The sequence below is a fragment of the Methanobrevibacter sp. genome (genome assembly GCF_045603845.1).
Classification (GTDB): Archaea; Methanobacteriota; Methanobacteria; order Methanobacteriales; family Methanobacteriaceae; genus Methanocatella.
In genome coordinates this window covers 1-22,715 of record NZ_JAZUMY010000025.1, presented here as the reverse complement: position 1 = coordinate 22,715, position 22,715 = coordinate 1, and the positions used below count along the sequence as shown (strand labels likewise).

The following is a 22,715-nucleotide window of genomic DNA, read 5'->3' as shown; positions in this document are numbered from 1 at the left end:
AAACACCAACAAGACCTGATCCGATTTGAGTAGCCAGTCTTATTCTTTGGGCTTCTCCACCGGACAATGTACCTGAAGAACGCTCCATAGATAAATAATCAAGCCCTACATCTACCAGGAATTTCAACCTTTCCCTGATTTCTTTTAAAACCTCTTTAGCAATGAATAGTTCTCTTTCAGTTAATTCCAAATCAAGGAAAAACTGATAGGAATCTTTTATTGGAAGTTCTACAACATCAGCAATGGATTTGCCTCCAACAGTAACTGCAAGTATTTCCGGACGTAACCTTTTACCATTACAGACATGACATTTTCTGTCACTCATGAATTTTGAAATGTAATGCCTTGAGTAATTTGATTTGGTTTCAAGATATAATCTCTCCATTCTTGGAATGACTCCTTCAAACTTACGGTTTACCATGTATGACTTGTTTCTTCTTTTGAATGTGAATGCGATTTTATCCCTGCATCCATAAAGAATAGTATCTTGATATTCATGTGGCAGTTCATTGAACGGAACATCCATACTGAAATTAAAGTGATTTGAAACCGCTTCAAGCATCTGATAATAATAATTTTCCCTTTTGGCAGATGATGCCCACGGCACAATTGCACCTTCATTCAAAGTCAGATGCTTGTTCGGGACAATCAAATCAGGATCTATTTCCATTTTGGAACCTATACCGTTACATTCAGGACAGGCCCCCTGAGGAGCGTTGAAAGAAAACATACGGGGAGTCAGCTCTTCAAAGTTTATTCCGCAGTCGACACATGCAAAGTGCTCGGAGTATTTCTTTTCATATTCCCCATTTCCGTCATCAAACAGGACATTAATGAGACCTTCAGCGAATTCTGCTGCGGTTTCCAGTGAATCAACCAGCCTCCTTTTAAAGTCAACATCCTTTCTGATTTTTAAACGGTCAACAACAACGTCAATACTGTGCCTGTATGTCTTTGCAAGTTCAATGTCCTCTTCAAGCTCACGGATTTCACCGTCAACCCTTACACGGACAAAACCCTTGTTTCTTAAATCTTCCAAGACATCCTTGTGCTGACCCTTTCTGTCCCGAACGACAGGAGACAATATTTGGATTTTAAGGCCTTCACCTTCCTCGATTATGCTGTCTCCAATCTGTCCGATAGTCTGATGGGATACTTCACGCCCACAGTTCGGACAGTGAGGAATGCCTATTCTGGCAAATAATAATCTTAAATAATCATAAATTTCCGTAATGGTACCTACAGTTGATCTTGGGTTTTCCCTGGTTGTCTTCTGGTCAATGGAAATAGCTGGAGACAGTCCTTCAATGTACTCCATTTCCGGTTTTTTCATTTGACCAAGGAACTGTCTTGCATAGGCAGATAAAGATTCAACATATCTACGCTGTCCTTCAGCATAAATTGTATCAAAAGCCAATGAAGACTTTCCAGAACCACTAAGACCAGTAATTACTATGAATTCATCACGAGGAACACTGACATCAATATTTTGCAAATTATGTTCCCTAGCTCCTTTAATGATAATCTGTTTTTTAGACTCATCTGTCATGATAATCTCCTAAAAATTTAAGTAATATAATATTATTGTTCTATTCTATATAAACTATTAGAGAGAGAGCATTTGAAAAGAAATATTTTTCAGTTTTTGTCAAATGCCTTAAGTGCATATAATTTGTTTCTAAGCTCAGCAGCACGTTCAAAGTCAAGTCTTGATGCAGCTTCCTTCATGTCACTTTCAATATCCTTAATAAGCAATCTGAGCTCGTCTTTAGGCATTTTAGCTATATCTGCACCTGATGCAATTTTTTCTTCGGTTTCGGTTTTCTCTTTTAACGTACGTGTGGTTGACTTAGGCACGATGCCATGTTCCTCATTGTACTTCATCTGGAGGAAACGACGTTTTTTAGTAATTTCAGTTGCATTTCTAACTGATTGGGTCATTTCATCAACATACATTATTACCTGACCGTTGACATTTCTTGCCGCACGGCCTATGGTCTGTATCAGTGAGGTTTCGTTTCTTAAAAATCCTTCCTTATCGGCATCCAAAATGGCCACCAGTGAAACTTCAGGCAAATCAAGACCTTCCCTTAATAAGTTTACTCCAACAAGAACGTCAAATGTTCCCCTTCTTAGGTCATCGACAATGTCAATTCTCTCAAGGGTATCGATTTCGGAGTGCATATACCTTACCTTGACGCCTATTTTTGCGTAATAGTCAGTCAGATCCTCGGCCATTCTTTTGGTCAGGGTTGTAACAAGCACCCTTTCATTCTTTTCAGCCCGTTTTTTAACTTCACCAAGCAAATCCTCAACCTGGCCTTCAACAGGCCTTATTATCACTTCAGGGTCAACCAGTCCTGTCGGACGGATAATCTGCTCGACGACATTTCTTGATTTAGCCAGTTCATATGGTCCAGGCGTTGCTGAAACATATATTATTTGATTTATGCTTGATTCAAACTCATCAAACCTTAAAGGCCTGTTTTCCTTTGCGGAAGGTAATCTGAATCCGTATTCGACCAGTGTTTCCTTACGGGCACGGTCTCCATTGTACATTCCTCTGATTTGAGGAACAGTAACGTGAGATTCATCAATAATTGTCAAGAAGTCATCAGGGAAGTATTTTAATAAAGAGTATGGTTTTTCACCCCATTCACGTCCGGACAGATGCATTGAGTAATTTTCTACTCCAGGACAGTATCCCATTTCCTGAAGCATTTCAATATCAAAACGAGTCCTTTGCTCCAGTCTTTGAGCTTCCAGAAGCTTATTCATCGCATTCAATTCATTCAAGCGCTCTTCCAGTTCATTTTTGATTTTGGAAATTGCCACATCCATCTTGTCCTGACCTACTACAAAGTGCTTTGCAGGGAAAATCATGTATCTTGGTAGACTTTCCAGTTTTTTGCCCGTAACTTTATCAATAATGCTTATCGCATCAATCTCATCGCCGAAAAGTTCAATTCTGACCGGCGGCGTTCCGTGAACTGGGTTTATTTCAATGACATCCCCTCTGACTCTGAAATGTCCTCTGTCAAATTCGATGTCATTACGTTCATATTGCATGAAAACTAGTTTTTTGATGATATCTGATCTGTCATAAATGTCTCCAACAGCTATTCCGAATGCAAATTCCCCATAATCCTCTGGAGAACCGATACCATAGATGCAGCTCACACTGCTTACGACAATCACATCATCCCTTGAAAGAAGAGATTGGGTTGCGGAGTGTCGCATCATATCTATCTCTTCATTGATGGATGCTTCCTTATCAATGAAGGTATCTGTTCTTGGCACATAAGCTTCAGGCTGATAATAATCGTAATAGCTGACAAAGTATTCGACAGCATTGTCCGGGAAGAATTCCTTGAATTCCTCATATAACTGTGCAGCCAAGGTTTTATTATGTGAAATGACCAGTGTTGGCTTTTGGACCTTTTCAATGACATTTGCAATTGTGAAAGTCTTTCCCGAACCGGTTACTCCAAGCAATGTCTGTTCACGAATATTATCCTTAATACCTTTAGCCAATGAATTAATAGCTTTTGGCTGATCACCAAGTGGTTTATATGGTGAATTTAGTTTAAATTCTTTCATGAGTTATCTACAGTTATATTGAAGCTGATATGGGTGTATCTTGCTGAACAGCACGGAACTACTCTTTCATCTCTTACGGACAATTTACCATATTTGGCCAGTTTGGATTGAACTTCCCTCATAATGGCAGGAGCATTTCTTTCATCAAACACTCTTAAAGAACCTAAAAAAGTAGTCTTTCCCTGCATATTCATTACAGATATAGTATCAACTTCATAGGGTTCATTCCACTCAGCAAGAATTTTATTTGATTCATTCACTAATTCCTGCTTGATTTTTTCTTTATCGATTGGCATTTTTATTTCCTCAACACGTCAGCTATGCTTTGGGCTAGTGAAACACGGGAAGTGTCTGAAGATAAGCTGTTGGTTGAAATAATCTTATCAGCACCTGCTGAGTATATTCTCACAGCCCCGCCGTTTACTAGTATTGGATGAACGCAGCATACATCAACGCTTTCAGCACCATACTGTTTTAAGATTTTAATAGCGTTTACAATTGTTCCGCCGGTAGCGATAATGTCATCTATAATAAAAGCGTTTTTGCCTTTAACTGCATCAACGTTAACTGTACTTTCATCAGCACCGTCACATCTAACATCAACGATTCTTGTTTCCACTTTATCCGGACCTAAACGGACTTTGGACAAGTAAGTACAGTCACAGCCAATAATTTCGGCCATTTCACGTGCAAATCCGTAAGCTCCTTTATCCGGAGCAATGATAATTGGATTATCCTTTTCCTTTTTGATATATTTCTTATTGATGTAATCTGCTATTGCAGGCATTGCGGAAACGTTTTGGGTTTTAATTGAAAAAAAGTCTAAAACGCATTCTTCATGAATATTGAAAGTAATGAATTCATCAGCACCTGCTGATTCAATCAGATTAGCGATAATTTTTGCAGATACTGCTTCACCGTCATTGAAACGTTTTTCCTGTCTTGCATAACCCATATAAGGAACTACAACACGAACGTATTTTGCTCCCAAGTCTTTAATATTTGAAATTAAAAACAACAATTCCATCAGGTTTTCGTCCTGAGGATATCCTGTGGACTGGATGATAGTTACCTCTTCATCAACGGCCTCAGTGACACGCAAATACCTTTCTCCGTCAGGAAACTTCTTACATTCAACATAACATAATTCTTCCCCTAATTCCTTTGCAACATGAGCTGCTAAATCTTGAGAAGCTGAACCACTTATAATCATAATATCACCAAATTTATATACATTGATTAATATGGTTTTCAAGTAATAAAAAGTTAAGTATAACATTAAGTCATTCAAAACATTACATAAATTGACAGCATTACTCCAATGGTAGATATGATTAATTGAATGTAACCATGACGTCTTAACTCCTTAACCGGAGCCTGCATAAGATAAAATGGTAAGAAAAATCCGAAAAACGTGAATATTGCCATGTTTGTATGCTTTGAAATAACACCCACGATAAATCCGCTCCATGAAAGAAAGATAGTTACAAGATATGACAGAAATATCGCTTTTTTGTTGAGTCTTGGCTGTGCATGATAAACAATGAAATTTTTAGGTTGTACTCCTTCAATTAAAGGATTGCCACATTTTGCACAGAAATCATAATCATCCTGATTTTCATATTCACATTTAGAACAAATTCGAGTCATTATTATTAAATTATTAAGTAAAAGTATTTAAACTTAATTTACACAAAAAATTAATTAATTTTTAAACATAATTATATATAGCCTAATTATATTAGATTAGTAAAATTCATAGAACTGATGAAGTCATTGAATTATATAAAAAGTACGAGGCGTATTGTGATGGATGTTTATGAAACTGTTAAAAATATAAGGGCTTCCTGCAATAATTATATGGATCCTGATTTGGTTGCTACAATAATTGATGAAAATCACTACATGGGTAGCAATACAATTGATGAAATTACAGGTTATGGCATTTCAGATGAAGACAGCTACGAGGACAAATTCATGAAAATCTTAAAAGAGGAAAATATATTCATCAACTGCGGAATGCTTGCATTCATTCCAATTGTAAATGAATGTGACATATTCTCATTTGTCGATGATACAATCAAAATCACTCCTGAAGAATATGAAAAGAATGCTCATGAAAACGAACTGTATTTTGGAATACTGATTGAAAAAAACACATCCAACTACATCATCGGAACAACGGATTTGTGCGGATGCAAAGTCGAATCCGGCTTTAGAGAAATTGAAAGAAGTGATGACGGATTATACAAAAAATTGGTAGAGATAATTGAAAAGAAAATTATCTCTTGATTAATTTTTGCTTTATGTTTTCCCACATGGCCTGCTCTTCACCACAGCCTGTCATAATAACATAGTCATATTCTGATTCAATTGCCAGTTCATACAGCTTATTGATTCTTTTGGTCATCTCATCATAGCTCAACGGATAAAATTCGGCATCAGGATACTCTTTTTTGATGATATTATAATATTCTTCAGCCTTTTCTATGGATTTTCTTCCGGGAACCACAATGACGTGGCTTGGCTTGAGTGCCTTGATTACTTCAAAGTGATCATCAAATATTTCTTCCTCATCAACGTCCGGAGTAGTGTAAATGAATTCCAAAGGTCCATCAATGAACTGATTCATAAAAAGCGCATTGATTTTGGCCGCATCACCATTATCACCCTGACCTAAGCCTATTAATTTATTTTCATGTTTTACAACTTCAAATCTTCCCGGAGGGATGAATGACATGTCCAGATTATTGAATACGTCCTTAACGGTTGATTCAATGTTTTCTGTTTTTGGAGTGAATGTTGCATAAGCTGTAATTGAAGCAAGAGTATTGTAAATGTTGTGGAAACCGAACGGAGGCACTGTTAAATCAACTTTAAATGAAACATGTTTATTGGTCGGATAGTTGAACAAATCCCCTTCGATTGTCAGCATCCACTTTTCATTTGTGAATTCAACATTAGTTAATTTAACATCGGCTTCAGGACGTTTAAATCCGCATTCACAGGAATATATGCCTCTGTGATTTAAAAAGCGTTTTTCATAAGTCAGTTCCTTTCCACAATTAGGACATTCGATTACGTCCGCATCAAAGAAGTCATGGATATCATCGACTTCAAGACCATAATAATTGATTTTTACATCATCACGTTTTTTATATCCTAAAAATGCCGTTCTTGGATCGTCACAGTTTGTAATGATTACTCCATTATCCATGCCTTTGGATAACAGCTCTTTAGCTTCATAATATTCATTGAAAGGATTTTTAACACCAGCAACCTGAGCATGTTCCGGAGAAATGGTTGTGTAGACCACACCTACAGGATCGACAACTCTCTGAACGGTGTCAGGAATTCCATATTTCTTGTTACGGATACCATATTCAAAAACTCCAATATCTCCCTTCTGCTGAATTAATGCTGAAGCAATTGCATTGATTGTATTACTTTCAAAACTGCTTCTAATTGGAACATCATTTGATAATAATTTGATTAAAAGGGTTGTGGTTGTTGTTTTCCCGTTAGTTCCCGTAAGTATGATGGATCCAATATCCAAATCATGTGATAATTCTGAAATTGCATCTATTCCTGCAATTTTTGTAAAAACTATTCCTGCAAAACTTTTACCACTGCCGGAACCTAACTTTGATATAGGTCCTCCAATTTGAGCTAATAATTTTGCAATACTCACTTTAACACTCATAATTAATACTTATAAAACAAAATATATAATTATTTTGGAAAAATAGTTGAAAATTAAAAAAAATAGTTGTAAACCAACTAATTGGTAGTTGGTTTTTGTAAAGTTGATTGAGGAACTTTGTCGGCAACTTTTGAACCAATTGATTTCATCTTTTCAATCAATTGGTCTTTTTTGCTTCCGCTGATTAAAATGTTTTCTAAAACATCACTTAATGTTTCGGTTGGAATAATTTCAATCATGTCCTCATATTTCTTCTCAATCATGACATCTTTCATGTTTGATTTAGGAATCAGTACCTTTTTCATTCCGGATTCTGCAGCAGCTTCAATTTTAGCTGTGGCACCACCAATAGGCATTACATCTCCACGAACATTTAGTGAACCTGTTAAAGCCACTGTTTGGTCTATCGGAATTTCCTCAACAGCAGATATCACTGCAGTAGCTATGCTTACACTGGCTGAGTCACCTTCAACCCCATCATAGGTTTGGATGAACTGAACGTGAATATCATAATCAGAAAGGTTCTTGTTAGTGTATTTTTTAATAAGTGCACTTACGTTTTGAACTGATTCTGAAGCGATTTCACCTAATTTACCGGTAGCAATGATTTGTCCACCGTTCTTGGATTGTGAAGGTGCTGCTTCAGCAGCGATTGGGGAAACGATACCGCTTCTGTCACCGATAACGGCAAGTCCATTTACCAATCCGACTCTTCCTCCTTCGGCAGATACCATACTGTAATCTTTTCTTTGGATAATTGACCTGTCAGCTATTTGCTGTTCCAGGGTTCTGGCGAATCTTCTTGCCTCAACGACATGTTCCGCTGTTACGATATCTTCGCCTTTTTCGATAGCTACATCACCTGCAGATCTGACCAGACCACCCAAATCCCTTAATCTTAAGGTCAGTGCATTCTGTTTACCTGATCTGCGTTTGGCTTCCATGATGATTTCATCCAATGCATCCGGAGCGAAATGAGGAATTCTGCCGTCATTTTTAACTTCCTGAGCAACGAACTGGACTAATTTCTGCCTGTTTTCAGTTGTATCATCCATATAATCTTTCATGAATACTTCGTAACCGTAACCTCTGATACGTGATCTCATTGCAATGTGCATGCCTTCCAAAACCTGAAGGTTTCCTGATGCTACAAGAACAAAGTCACATGGTACTGCCTGTGATCTTACCATTGCACCACTTGAGTTTTCGCTTTGTCCTGTAATGGCATATTGCTTTTCCTGCATTGCGGATAAAAGTTCCTGTTGGGTTTTCATTGACATTGTACCTATTTCGTCAATGTAGAGTACTCCACGGTTAGCCTTGTGAATCATACCTGCTTCTACACGTTCATGTGCCGGAGTTCCTAATCCTCCAGATTGGTATGGGTCGTGACGTACATCTCCAAGTAATGCTCCTGCGTGTGCACCTGTTGCATCCATGAATGGTGCGAATCTTTTCTCTTCATTGTTTACCAACAATTTTGGAGCCATCACATTATTTTTTGGTTTGATTTGAATGGAAATAAGTAATATTAATGCAGCCGCAATAATGGATTCGAGAATTCTTCCATAGAAAAATCCAATGACCAGTATTCCACCAATAGCTAATGTAGTTAAAAGAGTTTTACGTTCCTCATGGCCTCTAGCAGAACCTTTAGTAGCTTTAACAATTTTTTTACCTTCGCCTGCAGGGACAGTTCTTATTAAAGGATGATTGTTATCTTCAACATTCGGATAAATCAATACATCTTGAAGAGTTTCATGAGGCAATATCTGAGCCATTCCTTTTGCAAGCATTGATTTTCCCACACCAGGATCACCAATTAACAGAACATTTCTTCTCTGTTTTGCTGCTTTTTTAATTGTTTCTATTGACTCTTCATGACCTATAACCTGATCAATCAATAAAGGAGGAACCTCAATGTCTTTAGAACTTTTGATATTATCATAATCTAACATAGGTTTAGTTTCTTCACCTTCATCCTTTTGTGAAATTTCCGGTTCTAAAACAACCTCTTTAGAAGAATCATCAATTGGTTCTTGTTCATCTAATTTCATTAAAAAACCTCTCTATCATATTTTAAAATTCAACAATTTATAAATTCATTTTCCTACTACTAAATATATTGATTTTATTATATATAAAAAGTTTTCTAATTTAGTAAACTAAAGTAAGAAAAATAAAAAAAGGGATAAATGAATATGATTCATATCCATTTACGCTGAAGTGACGGTAACTTTATTAGCTATATAACTTCCATTATAACCTGAAGTGATTATATATTCTCCGGCCTGCAAATTGATATTTAAATGAGCGAAACCTGCACTATCAGTAGTCCTGTTATAAAACACTCCATTAATATTGAAAATAATGGATTCTCCGGAGAAAGGATTGCCCTGACCATCCAGTAATTTCACGTCAAACCTGTTGGAAGTTCCATATGTCTTAGTCAAATCTTCAGCATAGAGAACCGGTTTAACGGTTATGCTGTTTGAAACCTTACATCCTTTATAATCTGCAGTGATAATGTAACTGCCAGAATCCAGATTCAAGTTAAGCTTTGCATAGCCTGATGCATTGCTTTGGCGTTTATAAAATACACCATTAATGTTGAATTCCACAGTTTCATTGGCACCAGCAGCACTTCCGTCATCATTCAATAATTTGACGATATAATGGGTGGCATTCCTATAATACTTTACAATATCCCTATTCTCAACGATTTTGGAAATAACACAAACCACATTGGAGGTTTCTTCGCCATTTTCAAGATTGGTTGATGTGATAGTGTAGTTTCCACTGTTCAAGTTAATATTTAGCTTAGCAGTACCGTTATTTGTGGTATTTCTGTAGTAGAATACTCCGTTAATGTTAAATTTAATCTGCTTATTCGCTAAAGGACTGCCGTCACCGGCTGTGAAATTTGCATAAAATTGGGTTGCATTCCTATAGATTTTCGTGATATCACCTGCACTTATAGTGGACAGAACGATAATCTTTGACTTGACGGAGATGTTTTGTGATGATACATCAACATCATAAACTCCAGCATCCAGGTTAATTGCAATAGATGCTGTTCCATTATCATTGGTACTTCTTTTATATTCATTTCCGTTTATTGAAATGATTACTTCCTTTCCACTGACAGGATTGGAGCTATTGTCTGCAAGATATGCGTAAAATCGAGTACCGTTTTTATAATACAATTCAACTTCAGGCGCTGTTAATGCATATTTGATATCATCATCGCTTTTATTGACATCGGAACTTTCATTGCCTACTTTAAACAGTACATATTCCTGATTAAAAATATATTTGTTTGTGGAAATCTTATCCTTGGCATTTAGACTTACATTGTATTGCCCTTCAGCCAAACCGCTTAGATGAATATTTGAATTCCCATTACTTGCAACCCCAATTTCATTTCCAGACATCACAACAGGAATATTGAACTGCATGAAGTTTGTACCTACATCAAGTTGAATATCAATATTAGCACCATTACCTGAAACTTGAGCTTTTAAAGTGTCGTTTACTTCAAAAGTACAGTCGCTTATAGTAGGAACGGATCCTTCAATGTAGATATGTCTTCCCTGTGCTGCAGTGTTTGAAATAAAAGAGCAGTTATTAACTACAGCATCACCTCTTGATTCAATGTATAATGCTCCTCCATTGGCCTTTGCACTGCAATTAACAAATAATGAGTTTTTAATAGTTAAGTATCCTCCTTTTTCAACATAAACTGCTCCTCCGTCACCAGTTCCTATTTTCTTACCGTCAGTATTCCAGATTACGCCTCCGACTGATACGCATTTATTGAAAATACAATTATCAATTAAAACGCTACTTTCCTTGTCGACATCCACACAGGCAGCATAATCTACAGCCCTGGAATTAGTGAAATTGGAATTGTAAATATTCACGCTACCCTTTTTGGTATGGATTATTCCGGATTTGGCAGAACAATTGATGAACTGACAGTTATAGATATTTGCAGTTGCTTCTTTAATATTAAAACAGTTTCCTTCTTTTGAAGAGCCTTTAATGAAAATACTATCGTAAACATTTAAAACGGAACCCTTTTCCCCATAAAATGATCCGCCTTTTTTGGCAGTGTTTGAGAAAAACGTTGAGTTGTAAACATCACAGGTGCCTGAATTGTGTATTGCTCCGCCTTCAGTTCCCCATCCTGTATTTTCAGCAAAATAACAACCGTTTACAATTAAATTTCCATTGTTTACAATGCCTCCAGTACCGTATCGCCAGTATCCGCATTGAAAAATGTCATGTTGACTAACTTAACTGTGCTTCCATAAGTTGTTGAAAAAAAGCCGTTTTGATTTTGCCCATCCAATATAGCTTCACTGTCGCCATAGCCTTTTAAAGTCAGACTTTTATAGATGGACTGCATTGAATTCCAAGTATAGTTTCCGCCCAAAAAGACAATCGTATCTCCATTATTAGCAGTAGAATAAGCATTATACCAATTCGTTGGACTGTCAGCACTTTCTCCAGAACCAGTTCCATCCGGACTGATAAATATTTCACCTGATGCACTGATTACATCACCCGTATTACCATTCCCCATTATAACATCAACATTATTGAAATCATCGCTTGCACAAACGCAAGACAATGAAATTAATATACCTGCAATAACTAATGTAAATAATAGGGCTTTAACCTTATTATTTAAAAAAATCATTTTATCTTATCTCCCCTAATCAGAAATTAGGAATGTGAACAAAAATTTTTGTATGCCTAAATTCACATTAAATATACTTTGAAAATATAATTATATAAATATTTATATAGATATTAATAAACTGAAGTTAAAAAAAAATTAAAGTGATTTCATATGGCAAAATGTTTAATGGTTCAGGGCACATCATCAAATGCCGGGAAAAGTATGCTTGTGGCGGCTTTATGCAGAATTTATAAAAACAGAGGATACAACGTGGCTCCTTTCAAATCCCAGAATATGTCTTTAAACTCATATACGACATTTGAGAACGGAGAAATAGGAATTGCACAGATGTTACAGGCAGAAGCAGCAATGATTGAGCCAAGCATCCATATGAATCCAGTTTTGTTAAAACCAAAGGGAAATTTCACGTCAAATGTCATTATCCAGGGAAAATCCGTTGGAGACATGAACTTCTATGATTATCAGCATAAATACCACGACACTGCATTTGATGCCATTAAAGAAAGCTTTAATATATTATCCGAGCAAAACGACATAATCTTTATTGAAGGCGCCGGCTCTCCCGCTGAAATCAATATGCGTGAGCAGGACATTGCAAATATGGAAATTGCCCATCTGGCCGATGCCAACGTGATATTAATAGCCGATATTGAAATGGGCGGAGTGTTTGCGGCTATTGCCGGAACTTACGTTTTACTGGATGATTATGACCGATCTCGTCTCAAGGCAACAGTCATAAATAAGTTCAGAGGAAATTTAGATATCCTAAAGCCAGGTCTTGACAGGATTGAAGAGATAACAGGAGAGCCAGTATTAGGAGTGCTCCCATATGATGAAACATTGAAGTTGCCTGAAGAGGACTCAGCATCACTTACAACACATGTCTTTGCAGAAGACAGAGACATTACAATCGGAGTCATCAGACTTCCCAAAATAGCTAATTTTACCGATATCGATCCATTTGAATACGAAGATGATGTGGCGTTAAAGATGATTGGTGTCAATGACGAAATCGGAGATGTTGATGCTATTCTGATTCCAGGAACCCGTAACTCAACAGAAGACGCATTTGCGCTTCACGAAAGCGGACTTGCCCAAAAGATTGTTGAAAAATCAGAAGAAATTCCGATTGTCGGAATATGCGGAGGATTGCAGATTCTTGGAAACATAATTCATGACGAAGACAAACGTGAATCCGAGCACGGTACAATCAAAGGTTTAGGTCTGCTTGACATTGAATCCAGCTTTTCAAGGCAAGGCAAAATTGTAACCCAATCCGTTGCAACGATTCCAGATAATTTAGATGGTATTGCAGGAGAAATATTTAAAAACATTGCCGGCGAAGAAGTTACCGGCTATGAAATCCATGAAGGTACAACCGAGCTTAAATCATGCAATGCACTTTTAAATATCAAAAAAGGACAGGGAAACAATGAAGACGGCAAAATTGACGGTGCATCACAGGATAATATTTTTGCAACATACTTCCATGGAATATTCCATAACTATAACTTCAGAAGAGAGTTTTTAAACCATATTCGTGCTAAAAAAGGTCTTGAAGCCAAAACTGGCGAAGATCCATACGAAACTCAGAAAGATTACTCTTTGAACAGGCTTGCAGAAATAGTTGAAGAAAATCTGGATATGGAAACTATTGATAAATTGATTTTTTCAGACTAATATTAATATATTAGAAAAATACATAAATAATACTATAACTTAATGGAGATTTAAATTATGATTGTTAATGTAAAAGCTACAAATAAAAACAATGGCGAAGTAATTTCATACAAATTAGAAGGCGACGGCGATGCCGGATTCTTATATGACGGCACCCACATGCAAGAAGTCACTGATAACAAAATCAGAGAAGTCAACAACAACTTAATTTTACTAGGCTCACCACTATACACCATCAAATCCGGTGAAAGTGCTGAAATCGAAGCAATGACTTTTGACATTGAAATTAACGCTGAATAGACTTATTCAGCTCTTTTTTACTCTTTTTTTATTAACTAAAAATTATAAATATCTCACCATATCATCAATATCAATATTTCTTGAATGTAAAGGACTAGGCTTTGAATTTTCAGAAGGATAGCCTATAGGAAGCAATGCGACTGAAACCATATTTTCAGGCAAATCAAACAATTTTTCCAATTCATGTTTGTCATATCCTCTTACCCAAACGGATCCGATTCCCAAATCCCACGCTTCAAGCATCATCTGTGTCGTTGCGATTGTCGCATCATCAGCGCCGTAGTCATGTCCGTCACGTGCATTGCCGGAGACATTCTCATCATAACAAATCATCAAAACGATTGGTGCATTGAATGAATATGGCGTGAAAGACCTGATTTTTTCAAGAGCTTCCTTGCTTTTGATTACAAAAACTCGTTGCGGTTGGGAATTATTTGCAGTCGGTCCAATTTGGCCTGCCCTTAAAATCTTATCCAATTTCTCATCTTCAATTTCTTTATCCGAGTATTTTCTAACTGAATATCGCTCACCAGCTAGCTGTAAAAAATCCTGCATAATTTCACCTAATGTTTTTTTGAATTCAAAAAATCCTATCTTCAAGCAATTCTCCATTGTTTATGGCCTTTGCTGAGACGAATGCATCATACATTCCATATATCCATACTAGAATAGCCAATACTATTCCAATAAGCAATAAAGCCAATATCCATGACACAATATATGCAATAATGAGAGTGAGTCCTTTTTGGTTCTGATTATTATACAGTTGACCCAAACCGGGGAAAATAAATGAGAGAATCAAAGCCACAACAGGATTTTTCCCAGCCACATTAGCACCGCAATGTGCACAGACCTTAGCTCTTGCATCGATTTTGTTTCCACAATTAGCACATATTTTAATGTTTTTATTGATTTTATATCCGCAAACAGAACAATAGTCCTCATTGACTGTTTTTTGCCTGCAATTAGGACATATCTTTATTCCCGTGGATTTTCCACAATCAGGACAGAATGCCTCATCACTTAACTCAGTCCCACAATAACTGCATTTCATTACATTATCATTTTTGTTTTCATCACTCAATTGAGATCCACAGTTTTTACAGAACTTAGCAAAAATTTCCTGTTCAGCTCCACATTCAGGACATATCTTTTTTGTCATTTTTAACCATCTCTAACTGATTAATTTGTTTTAATAATTTTTTCATGTTCTATTCGTAATCTTTACAGAAACTTCCATGGGATACAAAATGTCCCCGGCTACAAAGATAATCCACACCACACATGTCATCACTATAATCAGCACTTATTCCTCCGCCACTATCTATAATTTCCTCATAGTAATATCTGCAACTTGAACTGCAATATCCTCCACCATATTGTCGTATATATTCTTCTTCCCATTTTCTGCGTTCTGCCAGCTGTCTTTCACGTTCCTCTGCCTTTCTTTTACGTTCTTCTTCCAGTCTTATACGTTGTTCTTCTTTCTGTTTACGGTCAATTAAAATTTTTTTATAATAATTGTTTTCAGCAAATTCCCATTTTAGTCTCTCTCTGTATTCAAACTGAGATTCCCCGATTGCAGGATTTAAAGAGTCTAAATAATAATAAGAAGATTTTGGAGTCCATTTCAAGGCCCTTTTATAAAATTTAGGTTCAACATATTTATTTTCACTTTGAAGACAAGTGACTCTATTTTTATCAGCAAACAAAGTCGATCCGCATTTTGTACAGGAGCATTCATCCGACTTTATTATATTAATACAATTTATACAATAATTAGGGCAAACAACTTTCCATCTTGAACCTATTTCGCATAAATACTTATCTACTTTGGATTTTATGCTTTCCAAGCTATTTGAGTACCCTTCACTATACAAATTAAAGATTTCAAAATTCATATTGGGACGCTGGTATAATGATGTATTGCGCAATGAATAGGGCAATCTTTCCTTGAGAAGATGCTTTTCAAAAAGACTGTCCGAGTATTTATAGTCGTATACATTGGATGTCCAAAGCTTTTCTCCGCATGAGGTGCAGAATCTGTTTGTATATGAATTTGATGTTTTGCATTCAGGGCAGTTTATATCACCAAATTCATATCCGCATTCACATTTTTCCTGGCCTTTCATAACTGACCTTCCGCAGTTAAGACAATATGCTTCAGGATTATTGTTCATAAGCTTAATCTGATTTTCATCAATCGGCAATTCTTTACCGCAAAAAATACAGAATTTATGTATGTCATTTAGCTTATGGCAACTTGGACATCTTATTTTATCTTCCATAATATCACATAACGCTTTAAATACGAAATTTTACTATATTTTCCTCAAGAAATATACACATGTTAAATATATATTTTACACAATACATTTTATAAGTTTAGTTTATAATGAAAAATATTTATAATTTTTGGGCATTTTACAGAGATTATCACTTTTAAATGTTTTCTACAAATTATAATTATCACAATATCCATTTTTGAACAAATACATTATATTTCATCATCCAATAAAAAATCTATGATATTCTTATGTTTGATTCCATCCTGAGACATATCAAATTCATCAGTTGATATGACGTATTTTGGATAATTATCCTTAACAAGAAGCAATGGCCGGAATTCTCTTTCAACAGTGTCTTCATAAGATAATTCTCTGGTTACCTGAACATAGATTTTTTCACCCATCTTTTTACAGACAAAATCAATCTCATACTTTCCAATACAACCTATAGTTACTTCATAACCCCTTCTCAAAAGTTCAAAATATACAATATTTTCAATTATTCTACTATTATTAACTTGATTTCGCCCAATACGTACCTGGTTAAATCCCTGATCAACACAATAATATTTTTCATTTATGGATAGTATTTTTTTACCTTCCAAATCTTCTCTTTGTACTTTATACAACAAACATGCATTTGTAAGATAATCCAAGTAATTATAGATTGTTTTTGGTGAAACTTGGATTTTTTCTTTTGTGTTGAGGTAATCTGAAATGCTTTTTGAAGAAACAATTTTTCCAGTGTTATCTAAAATGAAATCAACTATTCTTGTAAGCAAGCTTGCATCCCGGATGTTATACCTCTCAATTATGTCTTTTAGGAATATTGAGTTGAAAATATCGTTTAAATATTCAATTTTATCAGTTTCATTTTCCAGAGAAAGTAAAAACGGGAATCCTCCATACGTCAAATAATCAGTGAATGCTTTTTTATTTGGGGAAACTTTTTTATAATCCAAATATTCTTTAAATGAAAAGGGATACATTTTAATTTCCATATATCTGCCTGCCAGATGAGTGGCCAATTCACCGGACAATAGTTTTGAATTGGAACCAGTCAAATAAATATCACAGTCATAGTCTATTCGGAAGCTATTTATTGATTTTTCCCACTCATCAACATTTTGAATTTCATCAAAAAACATGTAAATCCTGCCGTTAATGTCCTTTGTTAAATCACTGACAAGCAAATCCAATTCACGGGGATTTGAAACATTACGATATTTTGCACTTTCAAAATTGATAAGAAGAATATTTTCTTTACTGATCCCTCTTTTAAGTAATTCATCAATGATTAAACTAAACATATACGATTTACCACATCGCCTCACACCAACAATAATCTTAATGATGTCTTTATCAATTAATGAAGAAATCCTATTCAGATATAAATCTCTCTTTACCATGATTAAATATATAAAATTATTAACATATAAGTTTATGTTTTTTGAAAAATAAAAATTATAAACTTATAAAACTATTAATTTAATAATTTAAAAATTAAAGTAATATATAATTATAAATTATTAAAAATTTAAATCATCATATTATATGTTAACAATTTATTGTATGTCAATGAAACTTGATTCCCAAATATCTTTTACAACATCACTGTCATTAACTTCATCAATCAATAATTGAGAATCAGAATTTTACAATTTATGATTCTTTTTGACCAGTTTCATGTTACTGTTTGCATATTAATATCGGAATTATTCAATACTTATGGCAATATTTATTTTTTAACTAATTTATTGAGAATGCAATTGCAAAAATTGAATATGACAACCTAAGCAAATGCAATAAACTATCAAAGGGCTGTGAATTTATCACTTCATTTACTTGAAGTTGAAGTTTTTTCTTCATTTTTTTATAGTACTTCATTTGTTTGAAGTAATATTTTTAACTATATCTAAATGAAGTACTTCAAATTGTTAAAGTATATAATTTATAAAATACATAAAAAATAGCAGGTGTTTAAAATGAGCATTGTACCTTTACATATTCCAATAAATGAAATTGACAAATATTTTTACAACAGAAAAGAAGACATTAAAAAAATAGAATACTACTTAAATTCCTTAGAACTTGGAATTTCACAATCATTACTTATTAAAGGAGTAAGAGGAGTGGGAAAAACATTTTTACTTCAAAAAATAAAACAAGACTCGAAAGAAAATTTCATAGTCTCTTATCTTGATGTTTCAAGAATCGTCAACAAGGACGATGCTGGATTAAAAGCACAAACAGTTTTATTGGAACTATTGGATGAAATGAACAATTCAATTTATGAAAGATTAAATGACAATAACAAAATAACTTTTCTATTGAAAAATTTAATTGACAAATTAAAACTTAAAGATTACAGTTTTTCAAAAGGGACAACAATATCAGAAATACCAATACCTGAAACAGAAGACAACTATAAAAAAATAAGCAAATTTGTAATGGAATATCCGCAAAAAGTTGTAGAAAACCTTGAGGGAATTGATGGATTCATAATAATCCTTGATGAATTTCAAATGCTTAAGAAATTAAGGAAACCTGAAGATTTCTTCTGGATGCTGAGAAGCTACAGTCAATTTCAATCAAATGTAAGCTATGTGATGACAGGTTCAATTTCTCAAACATCAGATATGATTGAAATGTTAAACGGAGCTACAGGTGCATTTGGAGGAAGGATGATACAAATAAATATAAATCCTTTCACAAAACAGGAAACCCAATCTTATTTTGAAGAAAGATTTCCTGAAATAAAATTCACAAAAGAAGGATTCAATCGCTTTTACGAATACACAAAAGGAATACCTATGTACATAAATAGTTTTTATAATGCATTATCCTCTCATGAAACATATGATGAAGACTTAATAGATTACATCTTCCTCAACAATATGGATCAAATTCTTGTAATGTGGATTAGAGTATGGGGTACCTTAAATAATTACGAAAAAAATATAATCTGTACCATGTTAAATCAGAAAAACATTACTTGGTCTGAGTTGGAAAAGAATTTGAGCATGTCACCAGCGACCTTAAATAAATATATTAAAACATTACAGGATAAAGGAATAATAAACTATTTTGATGGGAAATATGCTCTTGAAGACTTAATGCTTGAAACCTGGTTGAATCATGAAAAGGAACGTACCGGAGTTTATCCTTATTGAATATTTGCTTAAAATAATGTAATGGATATTTTCAGAGTTATCATAGACAATAATCCCACAATCCGACTAAATCAAACATGAAAATAATGCAAAAACTATGATTTAAATTACTCTGAACTGTAAAAAAAATTGACGTTAGTGTTGAAGTTAAAATAGTTGGTTTAAGTAACATAATTTAATTAAGTAAAAAAAGAAAAAATATAATATAGTTTAAAATGAATATTTCCCCAGGAATTATTCAAAACAAATTTGAAGAGGTAAAACAATGGATAATATAGTGTTTAAAGATTGTGAGTATCGTTTCACTGAAAACAATGAATTATACTGTAAGAACAAAACAGGTACCGATATAAACTGCGATAACTGCAAAGAAAACATTCACTTGAACTGTGACAACTTCAGTCCGAAAAAAGATTATTGCCTGAAATTTTTCAAGGGAAATATAAGTGAAGTAACTGAATGCCAGGAAAAAACAGTGTTCAGTGATAAAGCATTGTCCCAAAAGTGGAGTAATTAGTTATAACTAATCTCGTTTAAATGCTTGTTTCTCAGAAATAATCATTTACTTGATTTTGGGAGGGAATTTTTATGATAAAATTTAAATATTTTTCTAAAAAATCGATAATTTTAATATTATGTCTGGTGATATTGTGCAGTATGCAGGCATGTGCAGCCTGTACGGCCGTATATGTAGGTTCGGATACTAGTGATGACGGTTCAGTAATTGTTGCAAGATCAAATGACTATCCTGCCGTTTGGGCAAATCATATTGAGGTGACTCCTGCTGTAGAAAATCAGCCGGGCCGAGTCATGCCTGTAAATGAGTATGGATCTGTAAAAACGGAAATCCCGGCAAATACTTACAAATACACTTCAACACCATATATGGACAGTACGGTAGCGGCTACGGGTTATTCTCATGATGCGGCTGCTGCTGCTAATGAAAAAGGAGTAGCCATGACCATGTCTGTTACAGCATATGCAAACAGTGCCGCTTTGAGAGCAGATCCGTTAAAATCTGGTGGAATCTGTGAAGATGCTGCGGTAGACCTTGTGATTTGTCAGAGCGGAACTGCAAGGGAAGGTGTTAATGTTCTTTGTGGAATCATTGACAGGTATGGAAGCAGTGAAACCAATATTGCTTTTATTGTCGACCAGAATGAAGCATGGTATATAGAGATGTATACCGGACATCAGTATGCTGCGGTGAAATTGCCAAGGGACAAAGTGGCAGTTTTCGGTAATGAATTTTCTTTAGAGTACATATCCGACTATGAAGACCATATTATATCTAAAGGATTATTTAGTCTTGCAGAACAAAGGGGTTTTGCTGTACATGGTAAGAATAATGAAATTAATCTCTTTCATACATATTCCGGAAATCAGAAGACTACAGATTATTCCCACAGGAGAACCTGGATTGGACACCACATTTTAGCTCCTTCAAAATTCAGTGCCAAATATAATCATAATGCCATGTATCCCCTATGTTTCACACCAGATAAGAAGGTTTCACTGCAGGATGTCTCTCAGCTTATGCGCAATAGATTTGAAGGAACAACATATTCTCCTGATGAGACAGGTAAAACTGGTATTAGGGTGATTGGAACTGATACTGCACTAAGCGCTCATATTATACAAGTGTTTTCAAATCTTCCTGCAGAAATGTCATGTGTCAGCTGGGTCAGCAGCGGTCCGCAGGTCTATGGGGTCTTTGTACCTGTATCCAATGATTGTATATATGTTGGTGGGGCTTATGGAGCTAATCAGCCTGCAAGTCAAAAAAATGTCTTTAATATAAATTATCCATATTATCTCTTTAAGGATATCTGCTCTCGCTGTGTAGGACCAAACAACTACAAAACTTATGGCGAGCCTGTCAAAGATTTCTGGTATAAAGCAGAAAGCAATATGTTCATTTCAATGAGCAGAGTACTCGCAGCAGCAGCAAAAATGAGTGATAAGAACAGCAGGGCAAATTATATCACATCATACTGTAATGATATGATGGGTAAAGCATTTGAAACAGGAAAAGAAATACGCCAAATTATTCAAAATGGAGTACCTCCAAGGAGTTTGAATCTTGATGCATCAAAATTCAGTGTTATTCCTACTGTACCCGGAGACCACTCTACCGAAATTATCATTAAGACAACAGATCTTGTTAAAGTGTATAGAAACGGAACACAATTCTATGCAACTATCATGGACGGTGAAGGAAAATATGTGCCTAGAGGAGCTGTAGTTACTTTCAAGATTTGTGGTGTATTTTATAATCGTGTAGTTGGTGAAAACGGTTTGGTTAAACTAAATATTAACCTTAATCCACGTAATTATAATATAGGAACTTATTATGGTGGGGCAGGTGCCATAAATGCAATTGATGTATTGCCCACATTGATATCCGAAAACCTGGTAAAATATTATATGAACGACTCCCAGTTCTTTATCAAATTGTTTGACGAACAGGAACATCCCGTTGCAGGTAAAACTATTAGAATGAACATCAACGGAGTATTTTATGACCGTACAACTAATCAGGATGGTATAGCTAAGCTGAATATCAGATTAAATCCCGGCACATATATACTGACTGCAACCGACCCGAATACAGGATTAATGGCGTCATACACCATTACAGTATTGCCTATTTTAACGGCAAATGATATGAAAATGACCTATTTAGATGGAAGCCAGTTTAAAGCAAAAGTGGTTGATGGTCAGGGAAACCCAAAGGAAAATGTAAGTGTAAGATTCAACATCAATGGAGTATTCTATACCAGAACTACAGATGCATCTGGAGTTGCCCGTTTGAACATTAATTTGATACCTGGTGAGTACATCATTACTTCAGAGTATGAAACCGCTAGAGTTTCAAACATGATAACTGTAATGGCAAAGGATTGATTTGAACCTCTCCGGCTGCATAAGCCGGAGAATTCTTACACAAAATGTTAAAATAATCTCTGTTGACTGTCAATATAGCTAGGTTCCCTAACCTCTTTTACAACATCATCATCTTTAACTTCACCAATCAACAAATAAGAATTTGGATTGTGCAATTTCTGATTCCTTTTGACCAGCTTGTATATGCAAGGGTTCAGAATATATTGACATTAACAATATAGTTCACGACACTAAAAATTATAAAAGTTCATAGGAACTTCCAGAGCCAATTTTCCCAATAACTTTCATTATCAATTACTTGTTTAAATTCATTTTCAAAGATAAATTTTAGTTGTTCGATGCTTGTTATAAATTTT

Annotated in this window: 19 protein-coding genes and 1 pseudogene; 6 read left to right on the top strand and 14 right to left on the bottom strand. The window is 35.0% G+C overall.

Translation table 11 applies throughout. The annotated features are described in order from the left end of the window. The 5 genes and pseudogenes from ACKI2W_RS02645 to ACKI2W_RS02625 all read right to left on the bottom strand — a co-directional run. Positions 1–1,549 (bottom strand): annotated as a pseudogene (locus ACKI2W_RS02645) (excinuclease ABC subunit UvrA); the annotation flags it as partial. An 89-nt stretch (positions 1,550–1,638) separates the two neighbouring features. Next, positions 1,639–3,600, bottom strand: coding sequence for an excinuclease ABC subunit UvrB (gene uvrB, locus ACKI2W_RS02640; protein WP_407378980.1), 1,962 nt, complete (start codon positions 3,598–3,600; stop codon positions 1,639–1,641). Beyond that, positions 3,597–3,896 carry a hypothetical protein gene (locus ACKI2W_RS02635; protein WP_407378979.1) on the bottom strand — a complete coding sequence of 100 codons (300 nt, stop codon included), beginning with the start codon at positions 3,894–3,896 and terminating at the stop codon, positions 3,597–3,599. The genes uvrB and ACKI2W_RS02635 overlap by 4 nt, the downstream gene beginning before the upstream one ends. Positions 3,897–3,898: 2 nt before the next feature. Further along, a complete protein-coding gene (locus tag ACKI2W_RS02630; protein WP_407378978.1) occupies positions 3,899–4,813 on the bottom strand; it encodes a ribose-phosphate diphosphokinase in 915 nt (304 codons plus the stop codon). Positions 4,814–4,887: 74 nt separating this feature from the next. Further along, on the bottom strand, positions 4,888–5,250 hold the full coding sequence (locus tag ACKI2W_RS02625; RefSeq protein WP_407378977.1) for a zinc-ribbon domain-containing protein: 363 nt from the start codon (positions 5,248–5,250) through the stop codon (positions 4,888–4,890). Between the two features lie 159 nt (positions 5,251–5,409). Between ACKI2W_RS02625 and ACKI2W_RS02620 the strand changes: the two genes are divergently transcribed. After that, complete coding sequence (locus tag ACKI2W_RS02620) at positions 5,410–5,892, top strand: hypothetical protein (protein WP_407378976.1); 483 nt, start codon at positions 5,410–5,412, stop codon at positions 5,890–5,892. Here the strand turns inward: ACKI2W_RS02620 and ACKI2W_RS02615 are convergent. The 5 genes from ACKI2W_RS02615 to ACKI2W_RS02595 form a co-directional block, all read right to left on the bottom strand. Beyond that, the gene (locus ACKI2W_RS02615) at positions 5,882–7,303 is read right to left on the bottom strand and encodes a Mur ligase family protein (RefSeq protein WP_407378975.1); all 1,422 of its coding nucleotides are present in this window, start codon (positions 7,301–7,303) and stop codon (positions 5,882–5,884) included. The two genes, ACKI2W_RS02620 and ACKI2W_RS02615, sit on opposite strands and share 11 nt — an antisense overlap. A 77-nt stretch (positions 7,304–7,380) precedes the next feature. Beyond that, positions 7,381–9,261, bottom strand: a complete 1,881-nt coding sequence (gene lonB / locus ACKI2W_RS02610; RefSeq protein WP_407378981.1) for an ATP-dependent protease LonB — start codon at positions 9,259–9,261, stop codon at positions 7,381–7,383. Between the two features lie 258 nt (positions 9,262–9,519). Next, positions 9,520–11,226, bottom strand: a complete 1,707-nt coding sequence (locus tag ACKI2W_RS02605; RefSeq protein ID WP_407378974.1) for a hypothetical protein — start codon at positions 11,224–11,226, stop codon at positions 9,520–9,522. A gap of 20 nt (positions 11,227–11,246) precedes the next feature. Beyond that, complete coding sequence (locus ACKI2W_RS02600; RefSeq protein WP_407378973.1) at positions 11,247–11,369, bottom strand: hypothetical protein; 123 nt, start codon at positions 11,367–11,369, stop codon at positions 11,247–11,249. 171 nt (positions 11,370–11,540) lie between these two features. Further along, complete coding sequence (locus ACKI2W_RS02595) at positions 11,541–12,008, bottom strand: hypothetical protein (protein WP_407378972.1); 468 nt, start codon at positions 12,006–12,008, stop codon at positions 11,541–11,543. A 153-nt stretch (positions 12,009–12,161) separates the two neighbouring features. Here ACKI2W_RS02595 and cobQ point away from each other — a divergent pair, with 153 nt between their 5' ends. Together cobQ and ACKI2W_RS02585 are read left to right on the top strand one after the other, a co-directional pair. Next, positions 12,162–13,691 carry a cobyric acid synthase CobQ gene (cobQ, locus tag ACKI2W_RS02590; protein ID WP_407378971.1) on the top strand — a complete coding sequence of 510 codons (1,530 nt, stop codon included), beginning with the start codon at positions 12,162–12,164 and terminating at the stop codon, positions 13,689–13,691. A gap of 57 nt (positions 13,692–13,748) precedes the next feature. Further along, positions 13,749–13,991, top strand: coding sequence for a hypothetical protein (locus ACKI2W_RS02585; RefSeq protein ID WP_407378970.1), 243 nt, complete (start codon positions 13,749–13,751; stop codon positions 13,989–13,991). A 42-nt stretch (positions 13,992–14,033) separates the two neighbouring features. Here ACKI2W_RS02585 and ACKI2W_RS02580 read toward each other — a convergent pair whose 3' ends face one another. The 4 genes from ACKI2W_RS02580 to ACKI2W_RS02565 form a co-directional block, all read right to left on the bottom strand. Beyond that, the gene (locus tag ACKI2W_RS02580; RefSeq protein ID WP_407378969.1) at positions 14,034–14,546 is read right to left on the bottom strand and encodes a nitroreductase family protein; all 513 of its coding nucleotides are present in this window, start codon (positions 14,544–14,546) and stop codon (positions 14,034–14,036) included. A 25-nt stretch (positions 14,547–14,571) separates the two neighbouring features. Then, the gene (locus tag ACKI2W_RS02575) at positions 14,572–15,153 is read right to left on the bottom strand and encodes a zinc-ribbon domain-containing protein (RefSeq protein WP_407378968.1); all 582 of its coding nucleotides are present in this window, start codon (positions 15,151–15,153) and stop codon (positions 14,572–14,574) included. A 49-nt stretch (positions 15,154–15,202) separates the two neighbouring features. Then, positions 15,203–16,279, bottom strand: a complete 1,077-nt coding sequence (locus tag ACKI2W_RS02570; RefSeq protein WP_407378967.1) for a hypothetical protein — start codon at positions 16,277–16,279, stop codon at positions 15,203–15,205. A gap of 209 nt (positions 16,280–16,488) precedes the next feature. Then, positions 16,489–17,688, bottom strand: a complete 1,200-nt coding sequence (locus ACKI2W_RS02565; protein WP_407378966.1) for an ATP-binding protein — start codon at positions 17,686–17,688, stop codon at positions 16,489–16,491. Between the two features lie 576 nt (positions 17,689–18,264). Here ACKI2W_RS02565 and ACKI2W_RS02560 point away from each other — a divergent pair. From ACKI2W_RS02560 to ACKI2W_RS02550, 3 genes are all read left to right on the top strand, one after another. Further along, positions 18,265–19,452 (top strand): AAA family ATPase, encoded by a 1,188-nt coding sequence (locus ACKI2W_RS02560; protein ID WP_407378965.1) that lies wholly within the window; start codon positions 18,265–18,267, stop codon positions 19,450–19,452. A 265-nt stretch (positions 19,453–19,717) separates the two neighbouring features. After that, the gene (locus ACKI2W_RS02555; RefSeq protein ID WP_407378964.1) at positions 19,718–19,969 is read left to right on the top strand and encodes a hypothetical protein; all 252 of its coding nucleotides are present in this window, start codon (positions 19,718–19,720) and stop codon (positions 19,967–19,969) included. 140 nt (positions 19,970–20,109) lie between these two features. After that, on the top strand, positions 20,110–22,359 hold the full coding sequence (locus ACKI2W_RS02550) for a C69 family dipeptidase (RefSeq protein WP_407378963.1): 2,250 nt from the start codon (positions 20,110–20,112) through the stop codon (positions 22,357–22,359). Positions 22,360–22,715 lie beyond the last annotated feature (356 nt).

What these genes read in the sequence shown, in the direction of transcription:
- ACKI2W_RS02560 (WP_407378965.1), top strand. Translation starts at nt 18,265, where the DNA reads ATGAGCATTGTACCTTTACATATTCCAATAAATGAAATTGACAAATAT.
- ACKI2W_RS02575 (WP_407378968.1), bottom strand. Translation starts at nt 15,153, where the DNA reads ATGACAAAAAAGATATGTCCTGAATGTGGAGCTGAACAGGAAATTTTT.
- ACKI2W_RS02620 (WP_407378976.1), top strand. Translation starts at nt 5,410, where the DNA reads ATGGATGTTTATGAAACTGTTAAAAATATAAGGGCTTCCTGCAATAAT.
- ACKI2W_RS02555 (WP_407378964.1), top strand. Translation starts at nt 19,718, where the DNA reads ATGGATAATATAGTGTTTAAAGATTGTGAGTATCGTTTCACTGAAAAC.
- ACKI2W_RS02565 (WP_407378966.1), bottom strand. Translation starts at nt 17,688, where the DNA reads ATGGTAAAGAGAGATTTATATCTGAATAGGATTTCTTCATTAATTGAT.
- uvrB (WP_407378980.1), bottom strand. Translation starts at nt 3,600, where the DNA reads ATGAAAGAATTTAAACTAAATTCACCATATAAACCACTTGGTGATCAG.
- lonB (WP_407378981.1), bottom strand. Translation starts at nt 9,261, where the DNA reads ATGTTAGATTATGATAATATCAAAAGTTCTAAAGACATTGAGGTTCCT.
- ACKI2W_RS02630 (WP_407378978.1), bottom strand. Translation starts at nt 4,813, where the DNA reads ATGATTATAAGTGGTTCAGCTTCTCAAGATTTAGCAGCTCATGTTGCA.
- ACKI2W_RS02635 (WP_407378979.1), bottom strand. Translation starts at nt 3,896, where the DNA reads ATGCCAATCGATAAAGAAAAAATCAAGCAGGAATTAGTGAATGAATCA.
- ACKI2W_RS02580 (WP_407378969.1), bottom strand. Translation starts at nt 14,546, where the DNA reads ATGCAGGATTTTTTACAGCTAGCTGGTGAGCGATATTCAGTTAGAAAA.
- ACKI2W_RS02585 (WP_407378970.1), top strand. Translation starts at nt 13,749, where the DNA reads ATGATTGTTAATGTAAAAGCTACAAATAAAAACAATGGCGAAGTAATT.
- ACKI2W_RS02570 (WP_407378967.1), bottom strand. Translation starts at nt 16,279, where the DNA reads ATGGAAGATAAAATAAGATGTCCAAGTTGCCATAAGCTAAATGACATA.
- ACKI2W_RS02550 (WP_407378963.1), top strand. Translation starts at nt 20,110, where the DNA reads ATGCAGGCATGTGCAGCCTGTACGGCCGTATATGTAGGTTCGGATACT.
- ACKI2W_RS02595 (WP_407378972.1), bottom strand. Translation starts at nt 12,008, where the DNA reads ATGATTTTTTTAAATAATAAGGTTAAAGCCCTATTATTTACATTAGTT.
- ACKI2W_RS02625 (WP_407378977.1), bottom strand. Translation starts at nt 5,250, where the DNA reads ATGACTCGAATTTGTTCTAAATGTGAATATGAAAATCAGGATGATTAT.
- ACKI2W_RS02600 (WP_407378973.1), bottom strand. Translation starts at nt 11,369, where the DNA reads ATGTTTACGATAGTATTTTCATTAAAGGCTCTTCAAAAGAAGGAAACT.
- ACKI2W_RS02615 (WP_407378975.1), bottom strand. Translation starts at nt 7,303, where the DNA reads ATGAGTGTTAAAGTGAGTATTGCAAAATTATTAGCTCAAATTGGAGGA.
- cobQ (WP_407378971.1), top strand. Translation starts at nt 12,162, where the DNA reads ATGGCAAAATGTTTAATGGTTCAGGGCACATCATCAAATGCCGGGAAA.